At 30.3% G+C, this 24154-nt stretch carries 25 protein-coding genes; 3 read left to right on the top strand and 22 right to left on the bottom strand.

Annotated elements, in window-relative coordinates; translation table 11 throughout:
• Window positions 1-116: 116 nt before the first annotated feature.
• The 10 genes from BN1865_RS07055 to BN1865_RS07005 form a co-directional block, all read right to left on the bottom strand.
• A complete protein-coding gene (locus BN1865_RS07055) occupies window positions 117-503 on the bottom strand; it encodes a hypothetical protein (protein ID WP_050636540.1) in 387 nt (128 codons plus the stop codon).
• A 92-nt stretch (window positions 504-595) separates the two neighbouring features.
• A complete protein-coding gene (locus BN1865_RS07050; RefSeq protein WP_050636539.1) occupies window positions 596-1564 on the bottom strand; it encodes a caspase family protein in 969 nt (322 codons plus the stop codon).
• Window positions 1561-2133: a restriction endonuclease gene (locus tag BN1865_RS07045; protein ID WP_050636538.1), complete on the bottom strand. Its 573-nt coding sequence runs from the start codon at window positions 2131-2133 to the stop codon at window positions 1561-1563. The genes BN1865_RS07050 and BN1865_RS07045 overlap by 4 nt, the downstream gene beginning before the upstream one ends.
• Before the next feature lie 156 nt (window positions 2134-2289).
• Window positions 2290-2652 carry a TnpV protein gene (locus BN1865_RS07040; RefSeq protein WP_050636537.1) on the bottom strand — a complete coding sequence of 121 codons (363 nt, stop codon included), beginning with the start codon at window positions 2650-2652 and terminating at the stop codon, window positions 2290-2292.
• On the bottom strand, window positions 2639-3925 hold the full coding sequence (locus BN1865_RS07035) for a relaxase/mobilization nuclease domain-containing protein (RefSeq protein ID WP_050636536.1): 1287 nt from the start codon (window positions 3923-3925) through the stop codon (window positions 2639-2641). The genes BN1865_RS07040 and BN1865_RS07035 overlap by 14 nt, the downstream gene beginning before the upstream one ends.
• Window positions 3925-4242: a plasmid mobilization protein gene (locus BN1865_RS07030; RefSeq protein WP_050636535.1), complete on the bottom strand. Its 318-nt coding sequence runs from the start codon at window positions 4240-4242 to the stop codon at window positions 3925-3927. Before BN1865_RS07030 ends, BN1865_RS07035 begins: the two co-directional genes overlap by 1 nt.
• Window positions 4243-4419: 177 nt before the next feature.
• On the bottom strand, window positions 4420-5421 hold the full coding sequence (locus BN1865_RS07020; RefSeq protein WP_157844101.1) for an AAA family ATPase: 1002 nt from the start codon (window positions 5419-5421) through the stop codon (window positions 4420-4422).
• Between the two features lie 112 nt (window positions 5422-5533).
• Window positions 5534-5899, bottom strand: coding sequence for a plasmid mobilization protein (locus tag BN1865_RS07015; RefSeq protein ID WP_050636532.1), 366 nt, complete (start codon window positions 5897-5899; stop codon window positions 5534-5536).
• The gene (locus BN1865_RS07010; RefSeq protein ID WP_050636531.1) at window positions 5880-6974 is read right to left on the bottom strand and encodes a site-specific integrase; all 1095 of its coding nucleotides are present in this window, start codon (window positions 6972-6974) and stop codon (window positions 5880-5882) included. The genes BN1865_RS07015 and BN1865_RS07010 overlap by 20 nt, the downstream gene beginning before the upstream one ends.
• Entirely contained in the window at window positions 6961-7164 is a 204-nt protein-coding gene (locus BN1865_RS07005) for a hypothetical protein (protein WP_050636530.1), read from the bottom strand. Before BN1865_RS07005 ends, BN1865_RS07010 begins: the two co-directional genes overlap by 14 nt.
• A 188-nt stretch (window positions 7165-7352) precedes the next feature.
• On the opposite strand from BN1865_RS07005, the gene BN1865_RS07000 reads away from it, so the two are divergent.
• Window positions 7353-7928, top strand: coding sequence for a helix-turn-helix domain-containing protein (locus BN1865_RS07000; protein ID WP_050636529.1), 576 nt, complete (start codon window positions 7353-7355; stop codon window positions 7926-7928).
• 183 nt (window positions 7929-8111) lie between these two features.
• On the opposite strand, the gene guaA is transcribed toward BN1865_RS07000, so the two are convergent.
• Window positions 8112-9656, bottom strand: coding sequence for a glutamine-hydrolyzing GMP synthase (gene guaA, locus BN1865_RS06995; RefSeq protein WP_050636528.1), 1545 nt, complete (start codon window positions 9654-9656; stop codon window positions 8112-8114).
• A 13-nt stretch (window positions 9657-9669) separates the two neighbouring features.
• The gene (locus BN1865_RS06990) at window positions 9670-10938 is read right to left on the bottom strand and encodes an adenylosuccinate synthase (RefSeq protein WP_050636527.1); all 1269 of its coding nucleotides are present in this window, start codon (window positions 10936-10938) and stop codon (window positions 9670-9672) included.
• A 149-nt stretch (window positions 10939-11087) separates the two neighbouring features.
• On the opposite strand from BN1865_RS06990, the gene BN1865_RS06985 reads away from it, so the two are divergent.
• A complete protein-coding gene (locus tag BN1865_RS06985; protein ID WP_050636526.1) occupies window positions 11088-11957 on the top strand; it encodes a LysR family transcriptional regulator in 870 nt (289 codons plus the stop codon).
• Window positions 11958-12390: 433 nt separating this feature from the next.
• Here BN1865_RS06985 and BN1865_RS06980 read toward each other — a convergent pair whose 3' ends face one another.
• The 7 genes from BN1865_RS06980 to BN1865_RS06950 all read right to left on the bottom strand — a co-directional run bounded on the left by BN1865_RS06980 (window position 12391) and on the right by BN1865_RS06950 (window position 17580).
• Window positions 12391-12597: a hypothetical protein gene (locus BN1865_RS06980; protein WP_050636525.1), complete on the bottom strand. Its 207-nt coding sequence runs from the start codon at window positions 12595-12597 to the stop codon at window positions 12391-12393.
• Window positions 12598-12748: 151 nt separating this feature from the next.
• On the bottom strand, window positions 12749-13798 hold the full coding sequence (locus BN1865_RS06975) for a molybdopterin-binding protein (protein WP_050636524.1): 1050 nt from the start codon (window positions 13796-13798) through the stop codon (window positions 12749-12751).
• A 168-nt stretch (window positions 13799-13966) separates the two neighbouring features.
• Window positions 13967-14806 (bottom strand): DUF368 domain-containing protein, encoded by an 840-nt coding sequence (locus tag BN1865_RS06970; RefSeq protein ID WP_050636523.1) that lies wholly within the window; start codon window positions 14804-14806, stop codon window positions 13967-13969.
• Window positions 14807-14869: 63 nt separating this feature from the next.
• Entirely contained in the window at window positions 14870-15301 is a 432-nt protein-coding gene (locus BN1865_RS06965) for an MG284/MPN403 family protein (protein WP_050636522.1), read from the bottom strand.
• Between the two features lie 51 nt (window positions 15302-15352).
• The gene (locus tag BN1865_RS06960) at window positions 15353-16090 is read right to left on the bottom strand and encodes a tyrosine-protein phosphatase (RefSeq protein WP_050636521.1); all 738 of its coding nucleotides are present in this window, start codon (window positions 16088-16090) and stop codon (window positions 15353-15355) included.
• Between the two features lie 12 nt (window positions 16091-16102).
• Window positions 16103-16744: a TIGR04100 family radical SAM protein gene (locus tag BN1865_RS06955; protein WP_050636520.1), complete on the bottom strand. Its 642-nt coding sequence runs from the start codon at window positions 16742-16744 to the stop codon at window positions 16103-16105.
• Window positions 16741-17580, bottom strand: a complete 840-nt coding sequence (locus BN1865_RS06950) for a pyridoxamine kinase (RefSeq protein ID WP_050636519.1) — start codon at window positions 17578-17580, stop codon at window positions 16741-16743. Before BN1865_RS06950 ends, BN1865_RS06955 begins: the two co-directional genes overlap by 4 nt.
• Window positions 17581-17665: 85 nt before the next feature.
• Here BN1865_RS06950 and BN1865_RS06945 point away from each other — a divergent pair, with 85 nt between their 5' ends.
• On the top strand, window positions 17666-18286 hold the full coding sequence (locus BN1865_RS06945; protein ID WP_050636518.1) for a pentapeptide repeat-containing protein: 621 nt from the start codon (window positions 17666-17668) through the stop codon (window positions 18284-18286).
• Between the two features lie 63 nt (window positions 18287-18349).
• Here BN1865_RS06945 and proS read toward each other — a convergent pair whose 3' ends face one another.
• The 3 genes from proS to BN1865_RS06930 form a co-directional block, all read right to left on the bottom strand.
• Entirely contained in the window at window positions 18350-19789 is a 1440-nt protein-coding gene (gene proS, locus BN1865_RS06940; RefSeq protein WP_050636517.1) for a proline--tRNA ligase, read from the bottom strand.
• Between the two features lie 94 nt (window positions 19790-19883).
• A complete protein-coding gene (locus tag BN1865_RS06935; RefSeq protein WP_050636516.1) occupies window positions 19884-22958 on the bottom strand; it encodes an AAA family ATPase in 3075 nt (1024 codons plus the stop codon).
• Window positions 22945-24072 (bottom strand): exonuclease SbcCD subunit D, encoded by a 1128-nt coding sequence (locus tag BN1865_RS06930; RefSeq protein ID WP_050636515.1) that lies wholly within the window; start codon window positions 24070-24072, stop codon window positions 22945-22947. The genes BN1865_RS06935 and BN1865_RS06930 overlap by 14 nt, the downstream gene beginning before the upstream one ends.
• Window positions 24073-24154: the final 82 nt, after the last annotated feature.

The following is a 24154-nucleotide window of genomic DNA, read 5'->3' as shown; positions in this document are numbered from 1 at the left end:
TTTTTGTCGTTCTAAAATATCAAAAAAAGAAGAAATCAATTACTTAAATTCATAAGTGATTGATTTCTTCTTTCTTTTTTTACTTAATTATTGTCCATTATAGAGTACAAATTCTTTTATCCTATTGCGTTTTCTATACTATCTTTTCTACATGCAACAACTTTAATATCATTATCAGCCCAAAAAGATGCTACACTAGTTGTTGTTCCAGTGTCCACTGCTATAATCTTTTTTCCTTTACTTGTTGCATATTTAATTTCTTTAAGTCCCATGCTACCTACTGTAACTGCTGCTGGACGTGCTGGGGCAAGAATCACACTAGCACTATCAATCTTTCCTTTTATCGCATCAGTCACTTCTTTTTTCGTTCCAACTAAAGGATCAGAACTTTCAACCGAACGATCAGATACATCATATTTCGATCTGTCTAATACAGCACTAATCTTTTCATAATCCTCCTTGTAGTCCCAACGATGACTTATGAATACATTCTTTTTTTCCATATTTATACCTCTTCCTTTTTAAATTTTTTATGTTTAAATAGCTATAATTTGTATGCATATCATATATAGCAATATAACATCATAAATATCTTTTAAATATTACCTTTATGTACTAGATTCCAATAATGCTGTCCTTGAGCTGTTAATTTACATGATTTATGATTTATTGCTGCATAATACATGTGATCAGCATTTACTGGTATTACTAAATTTAACTTCACATATTTTTGCAAAATAGAAAATATTTTTTCATGTTCCAAATTTACATCCTTAATATCAGCTTCATGTTTATCATGTTCATACGTGGGATCCAATTCATATTCATTATATGGTGTTTTAAAAAATTCCGTAATGCGACGCAACTCATCAATTGCAATTGGTGGATTATTTTTTCTAAGTGAAACAAACTGCTTTATATTTGCCTTAAACACAGGTCGTTGTTCCCATCCTCCCAAAGAACTATCTATATAAGAATAAATACTACCAGGAGAAACCTCGCCAAGCAGATTCATTGCTCCACCATATAATGCCTCAATCAACAATGATGTAAAAACACCATGCCCATTTTCTTCTGACGAATACTGATTTTCATCACATGCTGCTAAAATAGTTGTTCCATTATGTAGCACCGAATAATTTTGCATTTCTTTCAAATTTGCAACTCGCCCACTAAAACAACTATCAAGTATTACAATTTTGTTATGTGCAGGTGAGTCGGATACTATCCCCATAAGATCGTTTAATGATAATCCTTGATCCTCTCTTTCCACTTCACTAGTGCATAGATATCCACCAAGTGCATCATAAGAACCATGCCCAGCATAATAAAAAACAGCTACTTCAGATTCATCTCTAAAAAGATTTTGAACTGCATCTTTCAAATCCTCTCTAGTAATATAAGATGCTTCACTTGTTGCACATAGAAGCTTTGTAGAAAAATTTAGTGTTCCATCACCATTCCTTTCTAATGCTGCTTTCACCCCATTCGCATCATTAACACATCCATGTAAATCGTTGATTTTCTTATAGTTATCAATTCCAACACATAATGCCTTTCTCATTTAATCCTCCTTATATCTTCAATTAAAAAATTTCTTATCCCTAATTCTGTATCATTTAAATACAAACATTTTACATTATATTCATCTCCTATTTGCATTACCCCTATATAAGAATTTGCTTTTTCCCCTCGCTCAGTAAATTTACTACTCATTTGTGTGATACGTGATCGTGTTACATATATACTATCAGTATTAGTTAACTGTATTAGAGCAATCCCGTGTTTTGTTGCATATTGTACTGCCCCACTTTGGAAATTAGATGATGACACCAATATGCCCTTATTTGCTCCGCAAGCACGTATTTTATCATAAAGTACTGCAACTTTTTCTCTAGATATACTACTTTTATAATGCTTGCATTCTACTAATGTTTTATAATTAATACCCATGAGTTCAAATTCTATATATCCATCAATTTGATATTTTCCATCATCAACCTTAATAATTTTATTATGCTGAAAGATACAGTTTTCAATATTTTGTAACTGTTCAGTTAATATACGCAATGATTGCTTTTCAAATTCAATAGGAGTCATTTTAAGAATAGATTCTTTACAAGGCACAAACATTCTTTCATCTCCTTATCTTTTTTTATTATACCACTATTTTCTAATATTTCCATTACAAACATTATCAAGTTCTAAATTAGATTTTTTATCAAAGAATATAACACATTATTCATATTAACAATTTATTTTAATTTAGTAAAAATTTTTTATCATGCATTAGAAATCACAAGGATAAATAATACTTTTTAATATGATTTCCAATACACAATTTTCAATATTATTCATTTCACGAATCCATTCTAATTGATTTTTTTCTTTCAGTTCTTCAGTAATATTTCTTTTCTTCTTATAATCATCAATCAGTTTGTCATATAATTGATTTGCCTCATCATCTATACTTTGTAAATGTTTATTTAACGTATTACTAGTTAACATATTAGTATAAATGATTTTATGATGTTCTTTAAGAAAATTCAATCTTATTCTACCGAATCTTGTTAAATTTAATTGCTTTACAGGTTCTACCTTTAAAATGGGATATAATAATCCATCAACTTCAATATATTCAATTTCTTTCATGATTTCTTACCCTCTTTCTTTCAACTGATTCTATAAATCTTGATATATTTAATAATCTATCTTCAATTTTTTGACACAATGCTAAATTTTTTCTAAGTTTAGATATTTGTGGTGTCAACTCTTTAGCCTTTTCTTTAAGTTCATTTTCCATAGATATATCATTATATCTTCGTATATCATTTCGATACTTGGTTCGTTGTTTTTCTAATAAATTTATTCGTGCTTGCAAATCATTCATATAAATATTAAGTTCATCAATTGTGCTTATATTATGAGTACATAAAATAATAGTTTGCTGGGATAGTTCATCTAGTTTCTTCACTGCCTCTCTTAATTCTTTTGTATATTCAGGACTTAAATGGGTTCGATTATCTCTAGGAATAATTTTTAAGACGTATTGATAATGAAGAAACAATCTTTGTAATCCAGTTAATTTTCGTTGCTTATACTTTATAAAATAAGGCTCGATATTAAAATTATATCTTGAATAACATGACCTATTTATCTCCTTAGATTTGTTGAGATCTAATATACGTTCAAACACTTTTTCCTTTTCATACTCATGACCTAATGATTTTAATCGAACAAATCTTTGATGCATTGGATGTTTCAACGAAATATTTTTTTCACTAATTTTAATTTCATATCCTTGTAATTCTAGTTCTCTATAAAATTGTCTATCAGTGTAACTTACATTGATTGCACTATCAACATCTTCACGTATCATTTCTCTTAATGTTTTAGCTTGAAAATACTGTTGTCTTGACCTTCCTATATTTTTCTTTTCTTCAACAATTGATAATCCATGTTGTAAACATAACTCATCAGATATTTTTCTCATGTTATAAATATCTTTATACGTATTACAATAACGTTTGCCATCTTTAAAAGAAGTCGAATTAACCAAAAAGTGATTATGAATATTATCAGTATCTAAATGAGTGGATACAATAACTTCAAATCGATCACCCCATATTTTTTGAGCAAGTAACACACCTAACTGATGTGCTAAATCTGCATCAATTTCATCTTCCTCAAAAGATTGGTAACCATGAAATGCAAGGATTTCACTTTCATCATGATAATGTTTCTTTGTATTTTCCATGCTTTCTTTTGGATTGTCAAAAGAACAATTCATATAAGTCACATATCTTTTCTCCATCGTTTTATCTTCATTTATCACATATTGCATAACTGTTTTTAATGGATTGGATACATAATTGACTAAATGATCTAATCGGCTTTTGACTGACCACATTCCAGTTGTTGCCATCAACTTACACCTCTTACTGCTAATTCAGTTGAAGATATAAGCGATTTTAATTGTGCTAACACTAATAGAGTTTCTTGCTCTATTAGAGGCTGATAATAAGATAATTTGACTAACTGATTTAAATTATTACCAATTGAATTAAATTCATTAATAAGTTTTTGATAATCAATACTTGGCTGTTCTTTAGGAACACTATCTAATAAAACAGTTCTTATATATTTTTCTCGGCTGGTATATCCTGCCTTAGAAACATAACTATTTAATGACGATAATTCATCATTGGTAAAACGAATCTTGATTTCTTTGTTACGTTTCATAATTGTGTCACTCTCCTCTCGTTGGGTCTTAGGGGAACCCTAAAATTTATATTTTGCCCCCAAAATACGTTGCTTGCTAATACAGTAATCATTATATTTTGTTCTTTTATCGTTTTAAGAAAAGTGACAGTGTGACGGTTATTACTCTTAAAAGCAAACAGTGTCACACCGTCACTATCAATCATCACTATCTCCCATATACTTCAAAGACATTTTTCTTGCTTTTCCTGCTCTTTGTAACTTTTTTTCATAAACTATAAAACTTTCCTTCAACACATCTTTATTACTATTTAATAAATGATATAATTGAGTTCCTGTTAATTGAATTCCTAGTAGTGATGCTAATTCTTGATGAGAGCCAATGTACTTCTTTTTAGCAACAATATAATGAATAACCCTAATTAAGTTTTCATTAATTCTCTCATCCACTGTTACATCTTCAGCAATTGAAAAGGACAACGTTTCATCTTGAATAAGAAATAAACATTCATCTGGGATATCTTTACCTGTTATATGAAGTTCCTTGATTTTGTTTATCACATCCCTTTTAAACATAACCAAAATGCTATCTGCAGCAGCAGTTACCCCTCTTGAGCCATAAATACTATCAAATGGATTATTGAAATCTATTTTCTTTTTAACATGAGTGACCAATAAAATACAGATATTATATTTAAGTGCTAACTCATGAATGGCTGTCACTTCTTCATATTCGATATCATATTCTACTTTAGGCCTATTTCTTATCTTTGCAAAAGTATCAATAACAACTAATCTTAAATCTTCATTTTTTTCTTTATATTCTTTAATCACTTTTTCTAAATCGAACATTCTGTTATATGCACGCTCAAATAAAAAATCTAAATTATCTGTTATTTGTATATTAAATCTTTTTATCCGCTTTTGAAAAGCAGGTTGACCATCTTCTAAAGCAATGTAAAGAACATGACCTATACTTACCTTTTTACCAATGAAATCATTCCCACTTGAAACAGACAAGGCTAGTTGTAAAGCAAAGAATGTTTTTCCAGTTTTTTGTGGTGCCCCAAACAAACTAACACCCACCGGAAAAAGATTCTCTACAATAGGATTATTTTTTGTAAATGATTTCTCCATCAAAGCAATAGCATTGACTTCTTTATTAATAGTGTTATTAGATGATGTAATTTCTGCCATCATATCACTTTCCATCCTCTTTTTACTTTAGAAAATATTTTTATGACTTTTATTCTTCTACAAAAAGAGATAAAATAAAGTTTGACATAGAATAGATTGAATGATTTTAATAGGTTCATTTCTCAGGTGCTCCTTTATTATTCGATTTAATCTGTGTCTTTTTATTTTCCTTCAGTGCAATAATAATAGATAACATATTCTCCAGTATAATAATTTCATCCAAAGTTAATTCGTTTAAAGCTGATATTTCTTTAAATCTTCTTATAAACACATTTAATTGATTTTTTAAATTCTTATAAACATACGGATTTCCAAGTACAAGAATATCTTTATCATTACAACAAGCAATTAAATAATCTTGTTTGTTCAGTCCAGACATTTTAACCTTTGCATTTAAAACTTCATTTTCTTCATCAGATACTCTAAATGCGATAACTTTATTACGAAAACGATTTTGTTGATCAAGATTCTTTTTCGACATTCGTACTCTCCTCTCTTTCTAAATCTAATCTATTAGCAATTTCTTTACTTTTAGTTGGAAACAGATGGGCATAACGATAAGTAATATCAATGCTTTCATGTCCAACACGGTCAGCAATAGCTAATGGCGTAAAACCCATTTCAATAAGCAAGGATACATGAGAATGTCTTAAATCATGAATACGAATTCTTTTGATTTTTGCCTCTTTACAACCACGATCCATTTCATGATGTAACCATGATTTAGTAATTGGAAAAATACGGTCATTTTTTCTGATTTTATATAACCGATTAATATAATCCTCTAACTCCTCAGATAGAAAGTGTGGCATTTGAATGACTCGATTACTTTTAATTGTTTTTGGATTCGTGATAACATCTTTTCCATTAAGTCTTTGATAGGATTTATTTACTCTTAAAGTTTCTTTTTCAAAATCAAAATCTGCTGGTGTTAATGCTAGCATTTCCCCCAAACGTAAACCGCACCAATATAAAATTTCAAATGCTTGATAAATACCATCTTTATCCATCATAACTTCAGAAAACTTTAAATATTCTTCCTTAACCCAAAAGTGCATTTCTTTATATTGTTCCTTGCCCATGTTACCAGCATTCCTAGCAGGATTACTTGGTAAACCATATCTTTTACAAGCATGATTAAAAATGGCACTTAATTGGTTATGAATAGTTTTTAAATAGACTGGTGAATATGGCTTTTGATTTACATCACGATAAGCAAGCAGTTCATTTTGCCATTGTGTTATATCTGAAACACTGATCTCATTCATTTTAAGATTTTTAAAATAAGGGAGAATTTTATCATTAATCAAACAAACTTTCGTTATCATTGTATTTTCTTTAATACGGTTTCTTAAATCATTTAAATAAATTTCTAAAAATGATTCAAAAGTCATATCTAAATCCTTTGCATCTTTTAATCTCTCTGTTGCTAGAAATCTTTCGGCATCCTTCTTTGTCCTAAAGCCTCTTTTAACTGTCCTTTTCCTTTCGCCAGTCCAACATTTCTTAAAGTAGCTCGCATACCATGTTCCATTTTTATCCTTATACGCTGGCATCTTGTTTTACCTTAACTCCATACACTCTTTCTTGGAAATATTCTCTACTTACTTTTCCTCGAATTGTAACAAAGCCCTTTGCTTCAAGTTCAGAATTTAATCGTTTAATAAGCTTATATGCGTAAGCCATAGACATTCCTGTCGTTTCAACAATTTCTTCTGGTGTAATAAATAATTTCGTCTCTTTCATATTCCTCCTTTCCATTGACCTTTATTCAGGTCAATTGCACATTGATTGTAACATCAATTTTATACGAAATCAATATTTTGACCTAATTTTAGTTCATTTTATTTTATTTTTTTATTATTTCTGTTATACTAGATTTGTGGCTATTGTTGATCAGCCCTATAATTTTTACATAAAGGAGGCATAATTATATGTCATTTGGATCTAATTTAAGAACAATTCGTAAATATAGAAAGATTGACCAAAGCGAGTTAGGCGAACAAATCGGTCTTTCAAAGAAATCTGCCTATTCTACTATTTCTCAATATGAAAGAGAAATGAAGAAACCAAGAAATAAAGAAACAATAAATAAACTTGCTGATAAATTACATACTACATCATTCATGCTAGAAGATACCGATTTGTATAGCAGTGAAAAAGTTATATATACTCTATTTTGGTTAGCACAATTTTATGGTTTAGACATTGATGAGTTAGATGGTCAAATAATTTTACGCTTTAATCAAAACAAGCATGGCATTATTAAAAATGATGTTTTGATTGATCAGCTTTCTGACTGGTTAGAAATGGCTAAAAAAGAACGTGCTGGAGTTATTTCAACTGCAAACTACACTGAATGGATGTTAAACTATCCAATTCAAAAGCCTTCATTTATTTCTAAAGAATTAGATGAATATTTTGATCAATTAAATACTGAATTTAATAATGATGAACTCGAAAAAGCTTATTACGAATGTTTAAAAAAGAAATATGAATCTTACAAATAGCAGGAATTTAAAATTCCTGTGTTTTTTTATTACACCTCCTATCCATTGTAGATTTCTCATAAGTAAACTCCCAAACGAAAAATAATAGTAAACCTAATATTACAGGTGTATCAAAAGTGTATCATTCCGACTTTCAAAAGCAAAAAAAGCCCGATTCAATCGAACTTTTTCACATTTAATATACTATTCAAACTCTATTGTCCCTGGCGGTTTAGATGTAATATCATAGAATACTCTATTCACACCACGAACCTCATTAATAATACGAGACATCACTTTATTTAAAACTTGATAAGGAATTTCGGCAGATTCAGCAGTCATAAAATCAATTGTATTCACTGCACGTAAGACAACTGCATAATCATAAGTTCTCTCATCACCCATAACACCAACTGAGCGCATATTTGTAAGAGCTGCAAAATATTGTCCAATTGAACGATCAAGTCCAGCTTTTGCAATTTCTTCACGATATATGAAATCAGCATCTTGAACAATTTTCACTTTTTCTTCAGTCACTTCACCAATAATACGAATACCAAGCCCTGGTCCTGGGAAAGGTTGTCTAAAGACTAGATATTCAGGAATCCCCAATTCTAAACCAACCTTACGTACTTCATCTTTAAATAAATCTCTTAGAGGTTCAATGATTTCTTTAAAGTCCACACAATCAGGTAATCCCCCTACATTATGATGTGACTTAATGACGGCAGATTCACCACCTAAGCCACTTTCTACAATATCAGGATAAATTGTCCCTTGAACCAAGAAATCAACTGCACCGATCTTTTGAGCTTCTTCTTCAAAGACACGAATAAACTCTTCACCAATAATTTTTCTTTTCGCTTCTGGTTCTTCAATACCTTTTAACTTATCATAATATCTTTGTTGTGCATTGACTCTAATAAAATTCAAATCATAATTGCCATCAGGTCCAAAAACTTTCTCTACTTCATCACCTTCATTTTTACGAAGTAACCCATGATCAACAAAAACACAAGTCAATTGATTCCCAATAGCCTTTGATAATAAAACTGCAGCAACTGATGAATCAACCCCACCTGATAAAGCACATAAAACTTTACCATTTCCAACTTTTTCTTTAATGGCTTTGATTTGTTCCTCAACAAAAGAATCCATACGCCAATCACCAGCACATCCGCAAACATTTAAAACAAAGTTTGATAACATCTTTGTTCCTTCTTTTGTATGTAAAACTTCAGGATGGAATTGAATTGCATATAAATTTTGTTTTATATTCTCACAAGCAGCAACTGGACAATCAGGAGTTGTTGCCGTAATTTCAAAACCTGGTGCTGTTTGAGAAATATAATCAAAATGACTCATCCAGCAAATGCTTTCTTTTTCAACATTGCTAAAAAGTGGAGAATTGTTGTTAACTGTTAAATTTGATTTTCCATATTCTCTCACCTCAGCACGTTCAACTTTTCCACCTAAAACATGCTGCATCAATTGTGCCCCATAACATAATCCTAAAACTGGAATCCCTAATTCAAACAATTCTTTTGAATATGTAGGTGAATTTTCTTCATAACAGCTATTTGGTCCACCTGTTAAGATAATCCCTTTTGGATTCATTTCTTTAATCTTTTCAATATCAACTTTATATGAATAAATTTCACAATAAACATTACATTCACGTACTCTACGAGCAACTAACTGATTGTATTGTCCACCGAAATCTAAAACAATGACTAATTCTCTTTTCACGCTTTCCCTCCTCTTAAATCACTTCTTTTAATATAATTGTTTGTTCTCTATCAGGTCCAACTGAAAACATTACAATTGGACAATGAACCAATTCACTGATTCGCTTTAAATAATTTTGACAATTCATTGGTAATTCTTCAAAAGATGTGACTTTTGTAATATCTTCATGCCATCCAGGCATTTCTTCATAAATAGGTTCAACTTTATCCAAATCCTGAATAACTGCTGGTAATGCATGAATCACTTCACCATTGAGCTTGTAAGCTGTACATAATTTCAATGTTTCAATTCCTGTTAAAACATCCAATAACATAAGAGATAACCCTGTTAATCCACTTATTCTTCTTGACTGATTCACAACCACTGCGTCAAACCATCCAATACGACGTGGACGTTTCGTCACAGTTCCATACTCATGCCCAACTTCACGAATACGATTACCAATTTCATCATCAATTTCAGTTGGAAATGCTCCAGAACCCACACGTGTTGTATAAGCCTTCACAATCCCAACAACTTCGTTAATATGAACCGGACCGATTCCTGCTCCTTCACACACACCATTGGCACCAGGATGCGAACTTGTGACATATGGATATGTTCCATAATCAATGTCTAACATTGTTCCTTGTGCACCTTCAAACAAAACCTTTTTTCCTTGTCTCAAATACTCATCCAACAATAAACCAGTATCAGTGATCATTGGTTTTATTATTTTAGCATATTCTTTATATTCTTGGAATATATCTTCAACACAAAAATCTAATTCTGGATATTCTCTTAATTTTAAAGGCAAAACTTCCTCTAATCTTGCTTTAAACAAATCTTCGTTAATCAATTCACCCATACGAATACCAATACGTGCATATTTATCAACGTAAGTAGGACCAATTCCTTTTTTTGTTGTTCCGATGTTCTTATCACCACGTAATGTTTCCTGCATTGCATCAATTTCTAAATGATAAGGTAAAATTACATGAGCACGATCACTAATCTTGATACCATCAGTACAAATACCAGCATCGTTTAAATATTTCATTTCTTCAAGTAATGCCTTGGGATTAATAACCATTCCATTTCCTAATATGACATTTCCAGATGTAAAAATACCTGAAGGAATTAATCTTAAAGCAAACTTCTGACCATTAAATTCAATTGTATGACCAGCATTATTTCCCCCTTGATAACGGACAACAACATCAGCCTTTTGAGCAAGGTAATCAGTAATCTTCCCTTTCCCTTCATCACCCCATTGACTTCCTACAACAACAATTCCAGACATAAATATCTTCCTTTCTTTATTTCCTAATCTTAAACAGATTTATTCAATCTTTTGAGTCAATTCATTGACGAATCAACAGCATTATTATATGATACTTTTATCTATTAGTAAAATTAATATTTAACAAATATGATATAAGGAGAACTAATATGAATATTAAACTTGAACAATACAAAATTTTTAATGAAGCTGCCTCAACCTTATCCTTTTCTTTAGCCGCTAGAAATCTATTTATATCACAATCTGCCGTTTCTCAAGCTATCCATGCTTTAGAGAAAGAACTCAATACCCAGCTCTTTATCAGACAATCCAAAGGAGTCATTCTCACTAAAGAAGGTGCTCTTCTTTATCAGCAGATATCGCATGCTCTTTCATTAATTACCAGTGCTGAAAATCAAATTGTAAACCAGCATGAACTGACAAAAGGTGAATTAACAATTGGAGCAGGTGATACATTAAGCCAAAATTATATTATGCCCTACCTTGTTAAGTTTAATCAGCTTTATCCTCATGTCACTATTAAAATGGTCAATCGAACAAGTTTAGAAATTATCAATTTATTAAAAACAGGTCAAATAGAAATAGGATTTATTAACATGCCTTTACATGACGAAGCTATTACCATCCAAGAGTGTCTTCAGGTTCATGACATCTTTGTATCCAAAGAAAAAGATAATAAAATATATAACTTACATGAACTCTCACAAGAATCATTAATTTTACTTGAAAGATCTTCAAACTCTAGACAATTTGTCGATTACCACTTTGCGAGCCATGGCATTCTTTTAAAAGCCAGTATTGAATTAGGTTCACACGATCTTTTATTAGATGCAGCTAAAAACAATTTAGGTAAAGCATGTGTTATCAAAGAATTTTCATTATCTGATTTAAACAATCATCTTATCCACGAAATTCAACTTAGCCATCCAATCCCCAAAAGAAGTATTGGTTATGCCTACCTAACCAGAAAAACATTAACACCTGCATCTTTAAAGTTTATTGAACTTATTGAAAACTAATTCATTTATGAGTATAAGAAAAGAGCGAAACCCCTAATTTCGCTCTTTTCTTATACCGATAATCAATAGAGCTGCTGTTCTCTATATTTTTACTGGACTGCTGCCTCCAATAAAAGATTACCTTTGTGAGTATAACTTATATGAATACTTTTGTCTGCTGATATGTATGTCGGAAATATTATGATATGACATACATCTTATCCCTTAGGACAATTCCCATTATAAATAAAGTCATAAAATTCGCAAGAGAAAAATATAAATTCCGTTGTTTTTATCACTGTTTTTCATCTTTTTATCATTTGTAAACTCTTACATAGTAAAAAGATAGGAATACTTTTTAAAAGTACCATATTTATTCATTCTTAAATATATCTTGCTTTTCATTTATCAAAATATATTTTATATTAATAGATAAAAAAAGAAGCCGTAGCTTCTAAAGTGCATAAACATTTGAATTTTCGCAAAATCTATGCAAAGGATCTTGATTTAAAATTTTCATTAAATCTTCTTGTGAATTACCATCTTGTAATGTCACAATTGTCCCATTATAGTCTTTTTCTACATTCTTAACTAAAGAATCAAGACTAACTAAGAGATCTTTCACTAAATCATAGTGACAATTATCAATTTTAAATTTCACTTCATATCCCCCGATTCTGTACTACAAAAAGTACATTGTTATTATATACAGAAATCGTAAAAATACAATTTATTTTCTCATTTCACATAATATTTTGATTATTTTCAACAAAAATATTATGTGAAACCGCTTCATTTGTCAAATATGTCATTTATTGATTTGTCATTAAATATTTATAAAATTGAGCTATAAATCTTGCTTCCACTTTTCCATAAGAATAGTCGGCTTTCACAAACGTAGGAACTTCAAACACAAAATCATTGAAATGGAAAATAACCACTTCACCCAATGGATTTTGTTTTGTCTCAACAATTATATTTACTTTTGGATGATCTGATAAATAAGGTTTTAAAAAATCGTCTTTCAATAGAAAATGACCTTTATATTGAATTGAAATAGGAACCATATGTTTTAATAATGCCTCTTTTAAATCTTTTTCAAAAATAATAAAAGGTTTAATTCTTTTTTCAATCTCTAATCGTATATCTTTCATCAAAGCATCAGCACTTTTTTGATCAGATGCTTTGACAGCTAATCTCACTCTAACCGTTTCCTCGCCAGCATATAAAGCTATTGAAACGTCTTGCTGACCACTAATCAAATCATGTAATATCTCATCGAGCTTACTTTCACCAATAAACATTGTTAAATATTCATATGTATAAATTGTTTCTTGTTTATACTGTAAAAGATAAGGAATAAGTGAATGTTCTACAACATAACTGATTTCCTTAGGTGGTCCAGGTAAGTTTATAATCATCTTTTGACCTTTATGCATGACACAACCATTTGCAGTTCCCATATCATTTTCTAATATATAAGCATCTTGAGGATAAAACGCTTGTTTAAAATTATTATCAGGAATCTGTTCAACGCCTGTACAATATTGACATTTACGTAAAACCTTTTGTGCCTCAACTTCATTATAAACCATTTCTAAGCCTAAATATTGAGCTGATAATTCTTTTGTTAAATCATCTGTTGTTGGTCCCAAACCACCTGTTGTCATTACGCAATCAGCACCTCTTTCAAAGGCTAATTTTAAACAATCATATAAGCGCTCAGGATTATCACCTACAACAGTTTGAAAATAAACATTAAAACCTAAATCTTTGCATACCTTCTGTAATAAAGTCGCATTTGTATTGACAATCTCTCCTAATAATAATTCTGTTCCTACATTGATAATTTCTACATTCATATTAAAACCTCCAAAATGAATAATCATTTGTATTTATTCTATACCTATTCTTATCATTTGTGAAATAAAACATACTTTTTATATCCAAAGCCAATAAAGATTAGCTAATGTTCCTAATAAAAATTATGTCCTCAAATTTGAATAGATATACAAAAAGTAGCATTTCTGCTACTGTAATTTACCAAGTCCTAAAACAATAACCCCACCTAAACCAAGAGCTATTATAGAAGTGACAATCATCATCAAATCATAACTTGCATCAAAAGGAATCAAAACAAGAGATGAAGCAATAATTAATCCAAGAATAAAACTTAAAAAACCAGCTTTATAACGTTTAATAAAATAGTCACATACTTTTGCACTCAAAATAATACCAATAATAACGCCAATACCAATAAAACAAAGTGGAATCAAAACATTAAGTTGAAAAGATGTTACATTGGCTAAGTATGATTTAAACAAATAATATTGACCAATAATTAATAATACCATTGACCCACTCACACCAGGCATCAACATTGTTGCACCACCAATAATACCAACAACAATCATTGTCAAACATAACATCATATCAACAGATGGAAAAGCTGGATTGACATTCACTGTCCCTTCACCCGGATTTAAGAATTCTAAGCCAAAAATAATCCCTAAACCACAAATTAATGGAATTATTTTTATTTTTTCACCTTTCATTTCTCCCTTTAAAAACAAAGGAATACTAAAAGCAATAAGCCCAATAAACCAATACATTGTTTGTGTTGGATAGTGATCAAATAAAAATTCTAGAACCTTTGCAAATCCAACCAATCCAATAGCTGCACCTAATAATACTTGAAATAAAAATAATATATCTTCCTTACGATGATCATTTTCTTTTTGAAATACTCCTGAAATAGCTTCCATTGTATGATTAAAAATTCCTAGAATAACCATCATAGTTCCACCACTGACACCAGGAATAACATTCGCTATCCCTACAGCGATTCCACCAATTAAATTCTTTATCATGAATTTTCTCCTTTTTATCAAGATATTGGTATTATACATAATTTCATTTCGCTTGACAACTACTCATTTGACTAATTTTACTAATTCTTTTTCGCTCCAAAATGCACTAATGCACTCAAGAAATTCATCTAATGCACGATGCTTAATTCGATAATAACTTGCTCTTGAAAAATAAGGCATCCACCATGAAGCATCATAAAAATTCAAATATTCATTTTCAATAAAAGAATATGCCTCTCTTGAAAGATGGGTATGTATCTGGTTCACAATTCCCACAAAATTTTCTAACTCCTGTTTTCTTTCTAACTGCTGAATAAATTTAGAATCTGCTTTTTGATAAATTGTTGATGAATCTTTAATCCTAAACATATCTACCTGTGGATAATAGTTATAATGCTGGTTCAGATAAAGAATATCCAACTGTGCCCTTTGATAGCTTTTATAAATTTTTCTTGCAATACGATCTTTTTGTTTTAATGTTAATGTTTTCTCCATAAAAAAATACCTCCTACTTCTATATACACAAATAAAAGGCATTTTTCTTTTTTAAATTGTAAAATTTTCAATTAATTGTTCAATTTCATCATTTTGAAGCCCTATTTTTAATAAATACTCCTTTGCACTCCCATAATGTTCTCTTAAATAATCAAGAACTTCCATCATATAACGAGGTGAAGATTTTAAATATTGCTTGGCTTCTTCATTTTCCATCATTGCATTTAAGCTTTCATTAATTTCAATATTATTTTCATAAGATTCACTATAATCCTTTACAATATCATATTCATGACAGCCAATTAAATCTAACAATAAAGCTGCCGTCATACCTGTTCTATCTTTTCCAGCTGAACAGTGAAATAAAATACAGTCATAAGGATACTTCAAAAAAATATCAAAAATGTCTTTAAACTTATCTTTCATTCCTTCTAACATATAAATATAAACACCACCTAAGTCTTTATATTGTTTCACCTCATCTGGAACGATAGATGCAGTTGAAGAATCAAATAAATTAACTTCATAAAAATCAATATCTGGATCATTTTGAAAAGGATTTTCCTGATGTTCTTTTTCAAAATCACTTCTTAAATCAATCACAACTTTCACACCATAATCTTTTAAAGTTTTTAAATCCTTTAAAGAAGCATTGGCTGGAGAGGAAGCACGAATATATTTATGAGCTTTACTATAGGCTCCAAATTGTGTTTCATAACCTCCTAAATCTCTCGTATTTACCATCTTCTCTAATGGAATCAAGCGTTCTTCTCTTGTCATATATAACATTTGACATCCTCCTTATTCTTCAAATGGACGAACTCGTAAAGTCACACCCAATTCATCACATAGCGACTGACATTGAGCGATTTTTTCTGAGCCAATAATATCAACGACTGTCAAAACCACATGTGGAACATATTGTTTAGATAAAACTGTAAAATCTAACATTGCCTGAAAAGATTCAATTCCAAAACGACTACGTGTAAGTTCATAATATTCCTTAGCATCAGGGGCATTCAAACTGATAGAAATCGTATCAATACGTCCTTTCAACTCTGGTGTTATATCTCTTTTATGAATCAAATTCGCTAAACCGTTTGTATTAATACGAATAGGTAAATCTCGGCGATAAAGTTTTAAGATGCCAGCAATCTGTACAACATCATCGACTCTTTCTAAAGGTTCGCCAAAGCCACAGAAAATAACTTCAGCGAAATCATCTAAATCATATTTTTGAAATTCTTGAATCACTTCATCAACTGATGGTTCACGCTCTAACCATAATGAATTTGATTCCAGCATTTCTTTTGTTTGTCTTAAACAAAACGTGCAGGCACATGGGCAACGATTCGTTAAATTCACATAAACATGAACATCTTTCAACGTCTCTAAATGAGCTATATCAATATAGCTGTTTTCGTATAATGTATATAATATCATGATTCATCCACTCCTAATTCCCATAAATATTCCTCAAAACATAACCCATAATAATGAGGCACTTGCATTTTCTCACAATAAGCAATGCACTTTGAAGCAAATTCAGTTGCCTTTTTAACACTCTCATAAAAATGATAACCATTCAAATAACATCCAGCAATAACTGCTGAAATCACATCACCGGTACCACAACGATCTTGTCCAATCCGATCTACCATCACAATTTGATAATCTTCATCCTGATTGTAAATAAAATTCAAGATCTGTTTGTCGTTGAAAGGAATCCCTGTCACAACAATATGTTTTGGTCCTTGTTTCGCAAGTGTTTCACACATTTGGTTCAATTCATCAAATGATGGCAAATGATCAGGATATGGCTGATCAACTAAAGTCACTAATTCTGTTAAATTAGGGGTCATGAGATCAGCATATTGAACCAATTCTTTCATCTTATGACACATCTGTGGTGTATATGTTGCATAGAGCTTACCATGATCTCCCATGACTGGGTCAACCAAAACAAAAGCATTTTCTTTTTTAAAATACCTAATAAAGTCAATCACAATATCAACTTGTTCTTGTGAACCTAAAAAACCTGTCGCAATCGCATCAAATTCTAAATTTAAATCTTTATAAGTTTGAATATAATCGCTCATTCTTGGCGTATAATCATCAAAATAATAAACCGGAAATTGAGTATGTGTAGAAAGAATAGCAGTAGGAATAGGAACTGCCTGAATCTTCATAGCTGAAACAATAGGTGCCATTGAAGCAATCGAACATCTCCCAAAACCAGTTATATCATTAATTAACGCAATACGTTTTTGTCTTTTCATTATGTCACCTCATTTTTATATATTTTAGCATAAAAAAGATTAAAAGAGAATGAATTTATGTTATGATAAGTGCGAGGTGAAAGCAATGAAAAAACCCGATATTTCATTTATCGAAAAAACATTTTTAAAAGATGAAATTAATAATGAAACCATCCAATTTAAACATTTTGAAAATGAATATATTTTTGATTCTCATCAATCGCATCACGAAATCAAAAATTGTCTCTTTGAAGGTATAACAATGGAAGAATGTAAAGAGGAAGATTCCTATTTTTTAGATGTTGTCTTTCAAAATTGCGATTTATCAAATATGTTATTTTATGCCTGTCTTTTTCGACGTGTGCAATTTATCAATTGTAAACTCATGGGAACCGATTTTTCAGAATCAATGTTTGATCAAGTCTATTTTAAAGAATGTTCATGTCGATTTGCTAATTTAGCATTTATGAAGAATAAAGAAACCCATTATCAGCAATGTGATTTTACACAAGCAAGTATTATTGAAACAAATCTTAAAAAATCAACATTTCAAGAATGTACATTCCACCAATGTGAACTTCAACATGCCCCGCTTTATCAGATTGATTTATCTTCATGCGACCTTAATAACATCATAACAACACCCCAAGATATTCAAGGAGCTATTATTGATTCTTATCAGGCAGCTTCTCTTATTCATCTTTTAAAAGTTAAGATCAAGGAATAATTCCAAGAACTTTTATATAAAGTTCTTTTTTCATGAAAAAAGTATGTATCCGTTAGATACATACTAATAAGCTTTTGCAAAATAAACAATATGTTTTGCTTTTTGACCACAAATTGGGCATACACCATCAACATGAGCTTCTGTATCAATACAGCGTGATGTTGCCGCAGTTTCTTCTTTAATCTTCACTTCACACGCTTCATCACCACACCAAGGTAATTTTACATAGCCACCTTTAGTATTCAAAACATCTTTAAACTCTTCAAATGTTTGAACAGATGTAATATGTTCATTTCTAAATGTTAATGCTTTTTGATACATTTCTTCATGAATATCATCTAATAATTTTGTTAAAGTTTCTGCTAGATTTTCATCAATAGACAATGTTATTTTCTCACCATTAATACGTTTCGCAACAACACATTGTCCATTTGCTAAATCTCTTGGACCTATTTCTAAACGAAGTGGAACTCCACGCATTTCTGCTTCAGAAAATTTCCATCCTGGTGATTTATCTGTAGCATCGACTTTCACTCTTAATCCAGAATCTTTCAGCTGTTTTTCTAATTCATAAGCTTTATCTAAAATCCCTTCTTTTTGTTGCTGAATAGGGATAATCATCACCTGTGTTGGCGCAACTCTTGGTGGTAAAACCAAACCGTTATCATCACCATGAACCATGATAATAGCCCCTAATAATCTCGTAGAAACACCCCAAGATGTCTGATATACATATTTTTGCTTGTTATCTTTATCCAAGAATTGAATGCCAAAGGCTTTTGCAAAACCATCACCAAAATAATGTGATGTCCCTGACTGTAATGCTTTTCCATCATGCATTAAAGCTTCAATTGTATAAGTTTCTTCAGCTCCAGCAAACTTTTCTCTTTCTGTTTTACGACCAGTCACCATTGGAATGGCTAATAAATCTTTAGCAGTATTTTCATAAATACCAAGCATTCTCATAGTTTCTTCTTTTGCTTCTTCTTTTGTTGCATGAATTGTATGTCCCTCTTGCCATAAGAATTCTGATCCTCTTAAAAATGGACGTGTTGTTTTTTCCCAACGGACAACACTGCACCATTGGTTATATAACTTAGGTAAATCTCTATAAGAATTCACAATTTTAGCATAATGTTCACAAAATAATGTTTCAGATGTTGGACGTATAACTAAATGTTCTTCAAGTTCATCCAATCCACCTTTAGTAACGACTGCACATTCAGGTGCAAATCCTTCCACATGGTCTGCTTCTTTTTGCAATAATGATTCAGGGATCAACATCGGCATATAAACATTTTCATGTCCTGTTTCTTTAAATTTCTGATCCATATATGCTTGAATCATTTCCCATAAAGCATATCCATATGGTCGATAGATAATGAATCCTTTGACACTAGAATAATCCATCAGTTCGGCTTTACGACATACATCTGTATACCATTGTGCAAAATCTTCATCTCTTGATGTAATTGCATCATTTTTTACTTTATTATTTGCCATCTATATACCCCTTTTCTCCATATTTACTTTACTATTATACAAGATTTATAACAAAATGCAATCATGTAAATTGATATTCTTATCTTGAAATGACTTATTCCTTTTCAATATGTAAATGGCTTCCATTCATCCCTTTATCCACAACAATTTGCGTATGGATTCTTTCTTTGAGTTCATCAACATGCGAAATAATCCCAATCACTTTATTATCATTTTGTAAATCCAATAAAACAGATAATGCCTGATCAATGGATTCGCTATCCAATGTTCCAAAACCTTCATCAATAAATAATGTATTTAATTCAATACCACCTGCATAAGTTTGAATCATAGACGATAAACCTAATGCCAATGATAAAGCCGCCTTAAAAGATTCCCCTCCAGATAATGTTTGAATATCACGCATCATTCCTGTCTCATAGTCTAAAACACTTAAATCCAAACCTTGTTGTTTAGCTCCTTTAATTGATTCTTTACGATAAAGAGCAAATCTTCCCTGACTCATTTTTAATAACTCAATATTGGCATATTCCAAAATATGTTCAAAATAAGTAGCCAGTACATATCTTTCAAATGACATACGTTGTCCATTTTTTCCTGATGTCATATCTGATAAATCCTGATACATAATATAGTTTTCAAATATACTTTGATTTTTTAAATAATCTTTTTGCAAAGTTTCTAAAATATTCTGATTCTGCTGATAAGTATGATAACATTCATTATACTGCTTAAAATTTTGATCACGAATGGTTTCTAATACTTGCAGTTGTTCTCGTTCAACTGTCAAATCAGACATTTGATATCCACTCGTCTGTTTTTTTAGACTTGCAAGCTGAGATTTTAATGTTCTTTGTTTAATCATAAAGTCCTGATAAACTTGTTCTTTTTGTGATAATTGATGAATCATTTGCGCATATTTTTGATATTCATCTAAAGATACAAAATGTTCGTTTATAAACTGTTGAAACTGCTGTTGTAAAACTTGGAAATTTTGCATAAGTGTCGCTTTTTGTTTCTCTATTTCTTCTTTTTGATGATTCAATAATGAAATTTCCTTTTGGCATTGATGATAAGTTTCCTCAATATTTTGAATATAACGTTCCTGCTTTTTAAGTTCTAATAAATTATCATTTAACTGCCTTTGAATATCTGTTGATTCATCAAAATGATATTGAGATTCAAATTCTTGCAGTTTTGAATTATAAATGGCTATTTGTCTTTCATAAATATTCAGTTGATCAGACATCACTTTTAACTCTTCAGTTTGTTGATTAGATAAGATATTATCTTGTTCTAATGATTTTTTAATTCGTTTTAAATAAACAACTTCATCATATTGCTTCTGATAAGTTTTCTCCTGATCTTTGATAATATGAATAACATCAGATAATAAACGAATAAAAACCTCTTTAGACAATTCCTCTTCAATATGTAATTGTTTTTTAAGAATATCTATTTGTGTTTTAAGAGTATGAATTTGTTGATTTTGAGCTAAAACTTCCTGATAAGATTCTTCTTTTTGCTGCTTTTTTTGTTCAACTTCTAAACTTAATGCTTCTAATTCATTGGCCGACAACACTTGGCTTGATAATGTCGCTAAATGAGGATGATGTAATGAACCACAGACAGGACAAGGTTCATTATCTTTCAATGTCATAGCCAAAATCCCTGCCTGCTGACATTTAAAATTTTCATCTTCTAATTGATAACGTTGCAATGTTTTTTGATAGAGTGCATCTATTTTCTTATATTGATTGGATAAATCATAGTGATGATCTTGTAATTCAGTTAAAGTATCATAAAGCTGACTTAATTCATGAATTGCCACACGCTTTTCATTAACTTCTTTTACAATGCGTTCTTTTTGTTGTAAATCGAGTTGTAATTCAGCTAAATGATTCACATTTTCTTGATCTCTTTCCATGCGTTTGACAAGTTTATCGTGGGATTGTTGATATTGTTGATATTCACGCTTCAATTTTTCAATGTTCTGGTCACAGGAATGATGTTGCTTTTGAATTTGTAAATATTCTTTTTGTTTTTGAATTGCTTGTTTGTTTTTTTCTATCTCTATTAATAAATTGTCTTTATTTTCTTTTTGTTGTGGTAATAATTGATATTCTTTTTCAATTTGCTGAAAAAGTAATGATGTTTCCTTTCGTTTTTGAATAAGTTGATCATATTGTTCTTGGACTTGTTTTAAATCTATAGTTGTTTGATGATGTTGATAAATGAATGATTGATTTTGTTCAATAATTTTTATTTTATCAATGTCTTTTTTTAAATCATTAATTGTTTCTTCTTGTAAGTTTAATTGATCATCTTCTTTTTGAAGTCTTTGATATTCTAATAAATCCTGATTATGTTTTTCTTTTTGATAATAATCTTTTGAAAATACATCATAGTTATATTTGGATTTTTCATACTGTTCTTTTAACTGCAGTGAATCTTGATAAATATGATTATTTTCTTGTGAAGCTTCTTCAAGATATGATGGATGAAAAGTTTTACTATGTTGCTTCATAAATTCAGTAGGCAAAGATAAAAGTTGAAATCGTGAGAAAAGTTGCTGACTTGATAAAAGATATTGATCTTTATTTTTTTTAGCTTCTTCTTTTAATAGATTTTCAAACTGTACTAAAGGCTCACTATGAAAAATATGTCTTAACACATGTTCTCTTTCTTCGCTACTTGCATATATAAGTTTACTAAATTCACCTTGAGCTATCATGACAATCTGTTTAAATTGTTGAACATTAACTCCTAGTAATTGATTGATTTTTTGATTGACTTCTTTTACACCTTCAATTGTTGTCTGATCATAAGTTAAATAGGCATTTGCCATTTTGGCTGTTTTGTATCCTGGTCTTGTATAAGTCGGTGAACGTTTAATGGTATATCGTTTTCTATGGAGTTCAAAGGTCATTTCTACATATGTTTCGTCTTTGACATCGGCAAAATCACTGCGAAAATAGGATTGATTTCTAGTGCTACCACTTGCAACACCATATAAAGCAAACGTCATTGCATCAAAAATAGTTGTTTTTCCAGCACCTGTAGGTCCACTAATAAGATATAAACCATGGTCTATAAATTCATCAAATTGAATAGTTGTTTTCTCTTTATAAGTCATAAAAGCATTCATGGTTAAACTAATAATTTTCATTTTCTTCGCCTACTTTCTCCAATAAATCATTAACAATTTTCATTTGTTCATCATCTAATTCTATATTTTTAACATCGTAATAGAATTTTTGAAAGAGTGATTTGGTATCCATTTTTTCAATAGTTTGAATGGTTTGAAATGATTGCTTTGTTTGTTGATTGAAAAGATATGTATATGTAATTTGTAAAAGATGTGGATATAGAACTCTTAACTGATCAATAGCATGAGGAATCAGTTTTTGATCTTCTAATTCAAATGCCAGATAATCTTCTTTATGAGAAATAAACTGTGGATCCATGAATTGAGCAAATGTCCCAGTATATTTTTGCAATGTCTGTGATGGATGAAGATGATGTAAACGAACAGACATATCTTCTGTATCAACTACTACAAATGATTTATCCTGTTTGACTTCATCAAAAGAATAGCGCATTAAAGAGCCACTATAACGTAATGTTTCTCTAGATACTTTTTGAGGTGCATGAAGATGTCCTAATGCTACATAATCAAAATCATCAAATAAAGATGCATCAATAATTTCACTTCCACCGACACTTAAAGGAATCTCTGATTCACTTGTTATACTTGCATGTCCAACAAATTGATGAGTAACCAATATATTCGTATAATCTTTATCAATCTTTTGATGTGATAAATATAAAGATAAAGCTTCCTGATAATTATAAATTTCATCTACCTGGTAAAGATTTTTCACTTGTGATGGTTTAACAAATGGTAATAAATAAAATCTCGTCTGTCCTTTTTCCACAAATTCCATTTGTTCTTTAAGGTATGTTTCAATATGTAATCCACGTTGAGATAAAATAGAACTGGCAAAATGCATACGATCACTACTATCATGATTTCCACTAATCATCAAAACCTCAATATGATAATTTAATAATGCTTGGCTTAAAAACTCATCAAGCAAATTCACAGCTTCTTGACTAGGAATAAAACGATCATAAATATCTCCTGCAATAACCAACACCCTTATATCTTCACAATCCATAAATTCTAGCAATTCAAACAATAACTCTCTTTGGACATGCAATAAAGAATACTGATGAAGAACTTTTCCAAGATGTAAATCGGCAATATGTACAAACTTCATAAATAACCTCCTGATTTTTCTACTATTCAAATTATATCGAAAATCAATCCATGAAACAATCTTTCTAAAGAAAGAAAAAAGA

Source organism: Candidatus Stoquefichus sp. SB1 (assembly GCF_001244545.1).
GTDB lineage: Bacteria > Bacillota_I > Bacilli_A > Erysipelotrichales > Coprobacillaceae > Stoquefichus.
This window is presented reverse-complemented; position numbering and strand designations above follow the sequence as displayed.

Coding starts and splice junctions, on each gene's coding strand:
- BN1865_RS07055 (WP_050636540.1), bottom strand. CDS start 503: ATGGAAAAAAAGAATGTATTCATAAGTCATCGTTGGGACTACAAGGAG.
- BN1865_RS07050 (WP_050636539.1), bottom strand. CDS start 1,564: ATGAGAAAGGCATTATGTGTTGGAATTGATAACTATAAGAAAATCAAC.
- BN1865_RS07045 (WP_050636538.1), bottom strand. CDS start 2,133: ATGTTTGTGCCTTGTAAAGAATCTATTCTTAAAATGACTCCTATTGAA.
- BN1865_RS07040 (WP_050636537.1), bottom strand. CDS start 2,652: ATGAAAGAAATTGAATATATTGAAGTTGATGGATTATTATATCCCATT.
- BN1865_RS07035 (WP_050636536.1), bottom strand. CDS start 3,925: ATGGCAACAACTGGAATGTGGTCAGTCAAAAGCCGATTAGATCATTTA.
- BN1865_RS07030 (WP_050636535.1), bottom strand. CDS start 4,242: ATGAAACGTAACAAAGAAATCAAGATTCGTTTTACCAATGATGAATTA.
- BN1865_RS07020 (WP_157844101.1), bottom strand. CDS start 5,421: ATGATGGCAGAAATTACATCATCTAATAACACTATTAATAAAGAAGTC.
- BN1865_RS07015 (WP_050636532.1), bottom strand. CDS start 5,899: ATGTCGAAAAAGAATCTTGATCAACAAAATCGTTTTCGTAATAAAGTT.
- BN1865_RS07010 (WP_050636531.1), bottom strand. CDS start 6,974: ATGCCAGCGTATAAGGATAAAAATGGAACATGGTATGCGAGCTACTTT.
- BN1865_RS07005 (WP_050636530.1), bottom strand. CDS start 7,164: ATGAAAGAGACGAAATTATTTATTACACCAGAAGAAATTGTTGAAACG.
- BN1865_RS07000 (WP_050636529.1), top strand. CDS start 7,353: ATGTCATTTGGATCTAATTTAAGAACAATTCGTAAATATAGAAAGATT.
- BN1865_RS06990 (WP_050636527.1), bottom strand. CDS start 10,938: ATGTCTGGAATTGTTGTTGTAGGAAGTCAATGGGGTGATGAAGGGAAA.
- BN1865_RS06985 (WP_050636526.1), top strand. CDS start 11,088: ATGAATATTAAACTTGAACAATACAAAATTTTTAATGAAGCTGCCTCA.
- BN1865_RS06975 (WP_050636524.1), bottom strand. CDS start 13,798: ATGAATGTAGAAATTATCAATGTAGGAACAGAATTATTATTAGGAGAG.
- BN1865_RS06970 (WP_050636523.1), bottom strand. CDS start 14,806: ATGATAAAGAATTTAATTGGTGGAATCGCTGTAGGGATAGCGAATGTT.
- BN1865_RS06965 (WP_050636522.1), bottom strand. CDS start 15,301: ATGGAGAAAACATTAACATTAAAACAAAAAGATCGTATTGCAAGAAAA.
- BN1865_RS06960 (WP_050636521.1), bottom strand. CDS start 16,090: ATGTTATATATGACAAGAGAAGAACGCTTGATTCCATTAGAGAAGATG.
- BN1865_RS06955 (WP_050636520.1), bottom strand. CDS start 16,744: ATGATATTATATACATTATACGAAAACAGCTATATTGATATAGCTCAT.
- BN1865_RS06950 (WP_050636519.1), bottom strand. CDS start 17,580: ATGAAAAGACAAAAACGTATTGCGTTAATTAATGATATAACTGGTTTT.
- BN1865_RS06945 (WP_050636518.1), top strand. CDS start 17,666: ATGAAAAAACCCGATATTTCATTTATCGAAAAAACATTTTTAAAAGAT.
- proS (WP_050636517.1), bottom strand. CDS start 19,789: ATGGCAAATAATAAAGTAAAAAATGATGCAATTACATCAAGAGATGAA.
- BN1865_RS06935 (WP_050636516.1), bottom strand. CDS start 22,958: ATGAAAATTATTAGTTTAACCATGAATGCTTTTATGACTTATAAAGAG.
- BN1865_RS06930 (WP_050636515.1), bottom strand. CDS start 24,072: ATGAAGTTTGTACATATTGCCGATTTACATCTTGGAAAAGTTCTTCAT.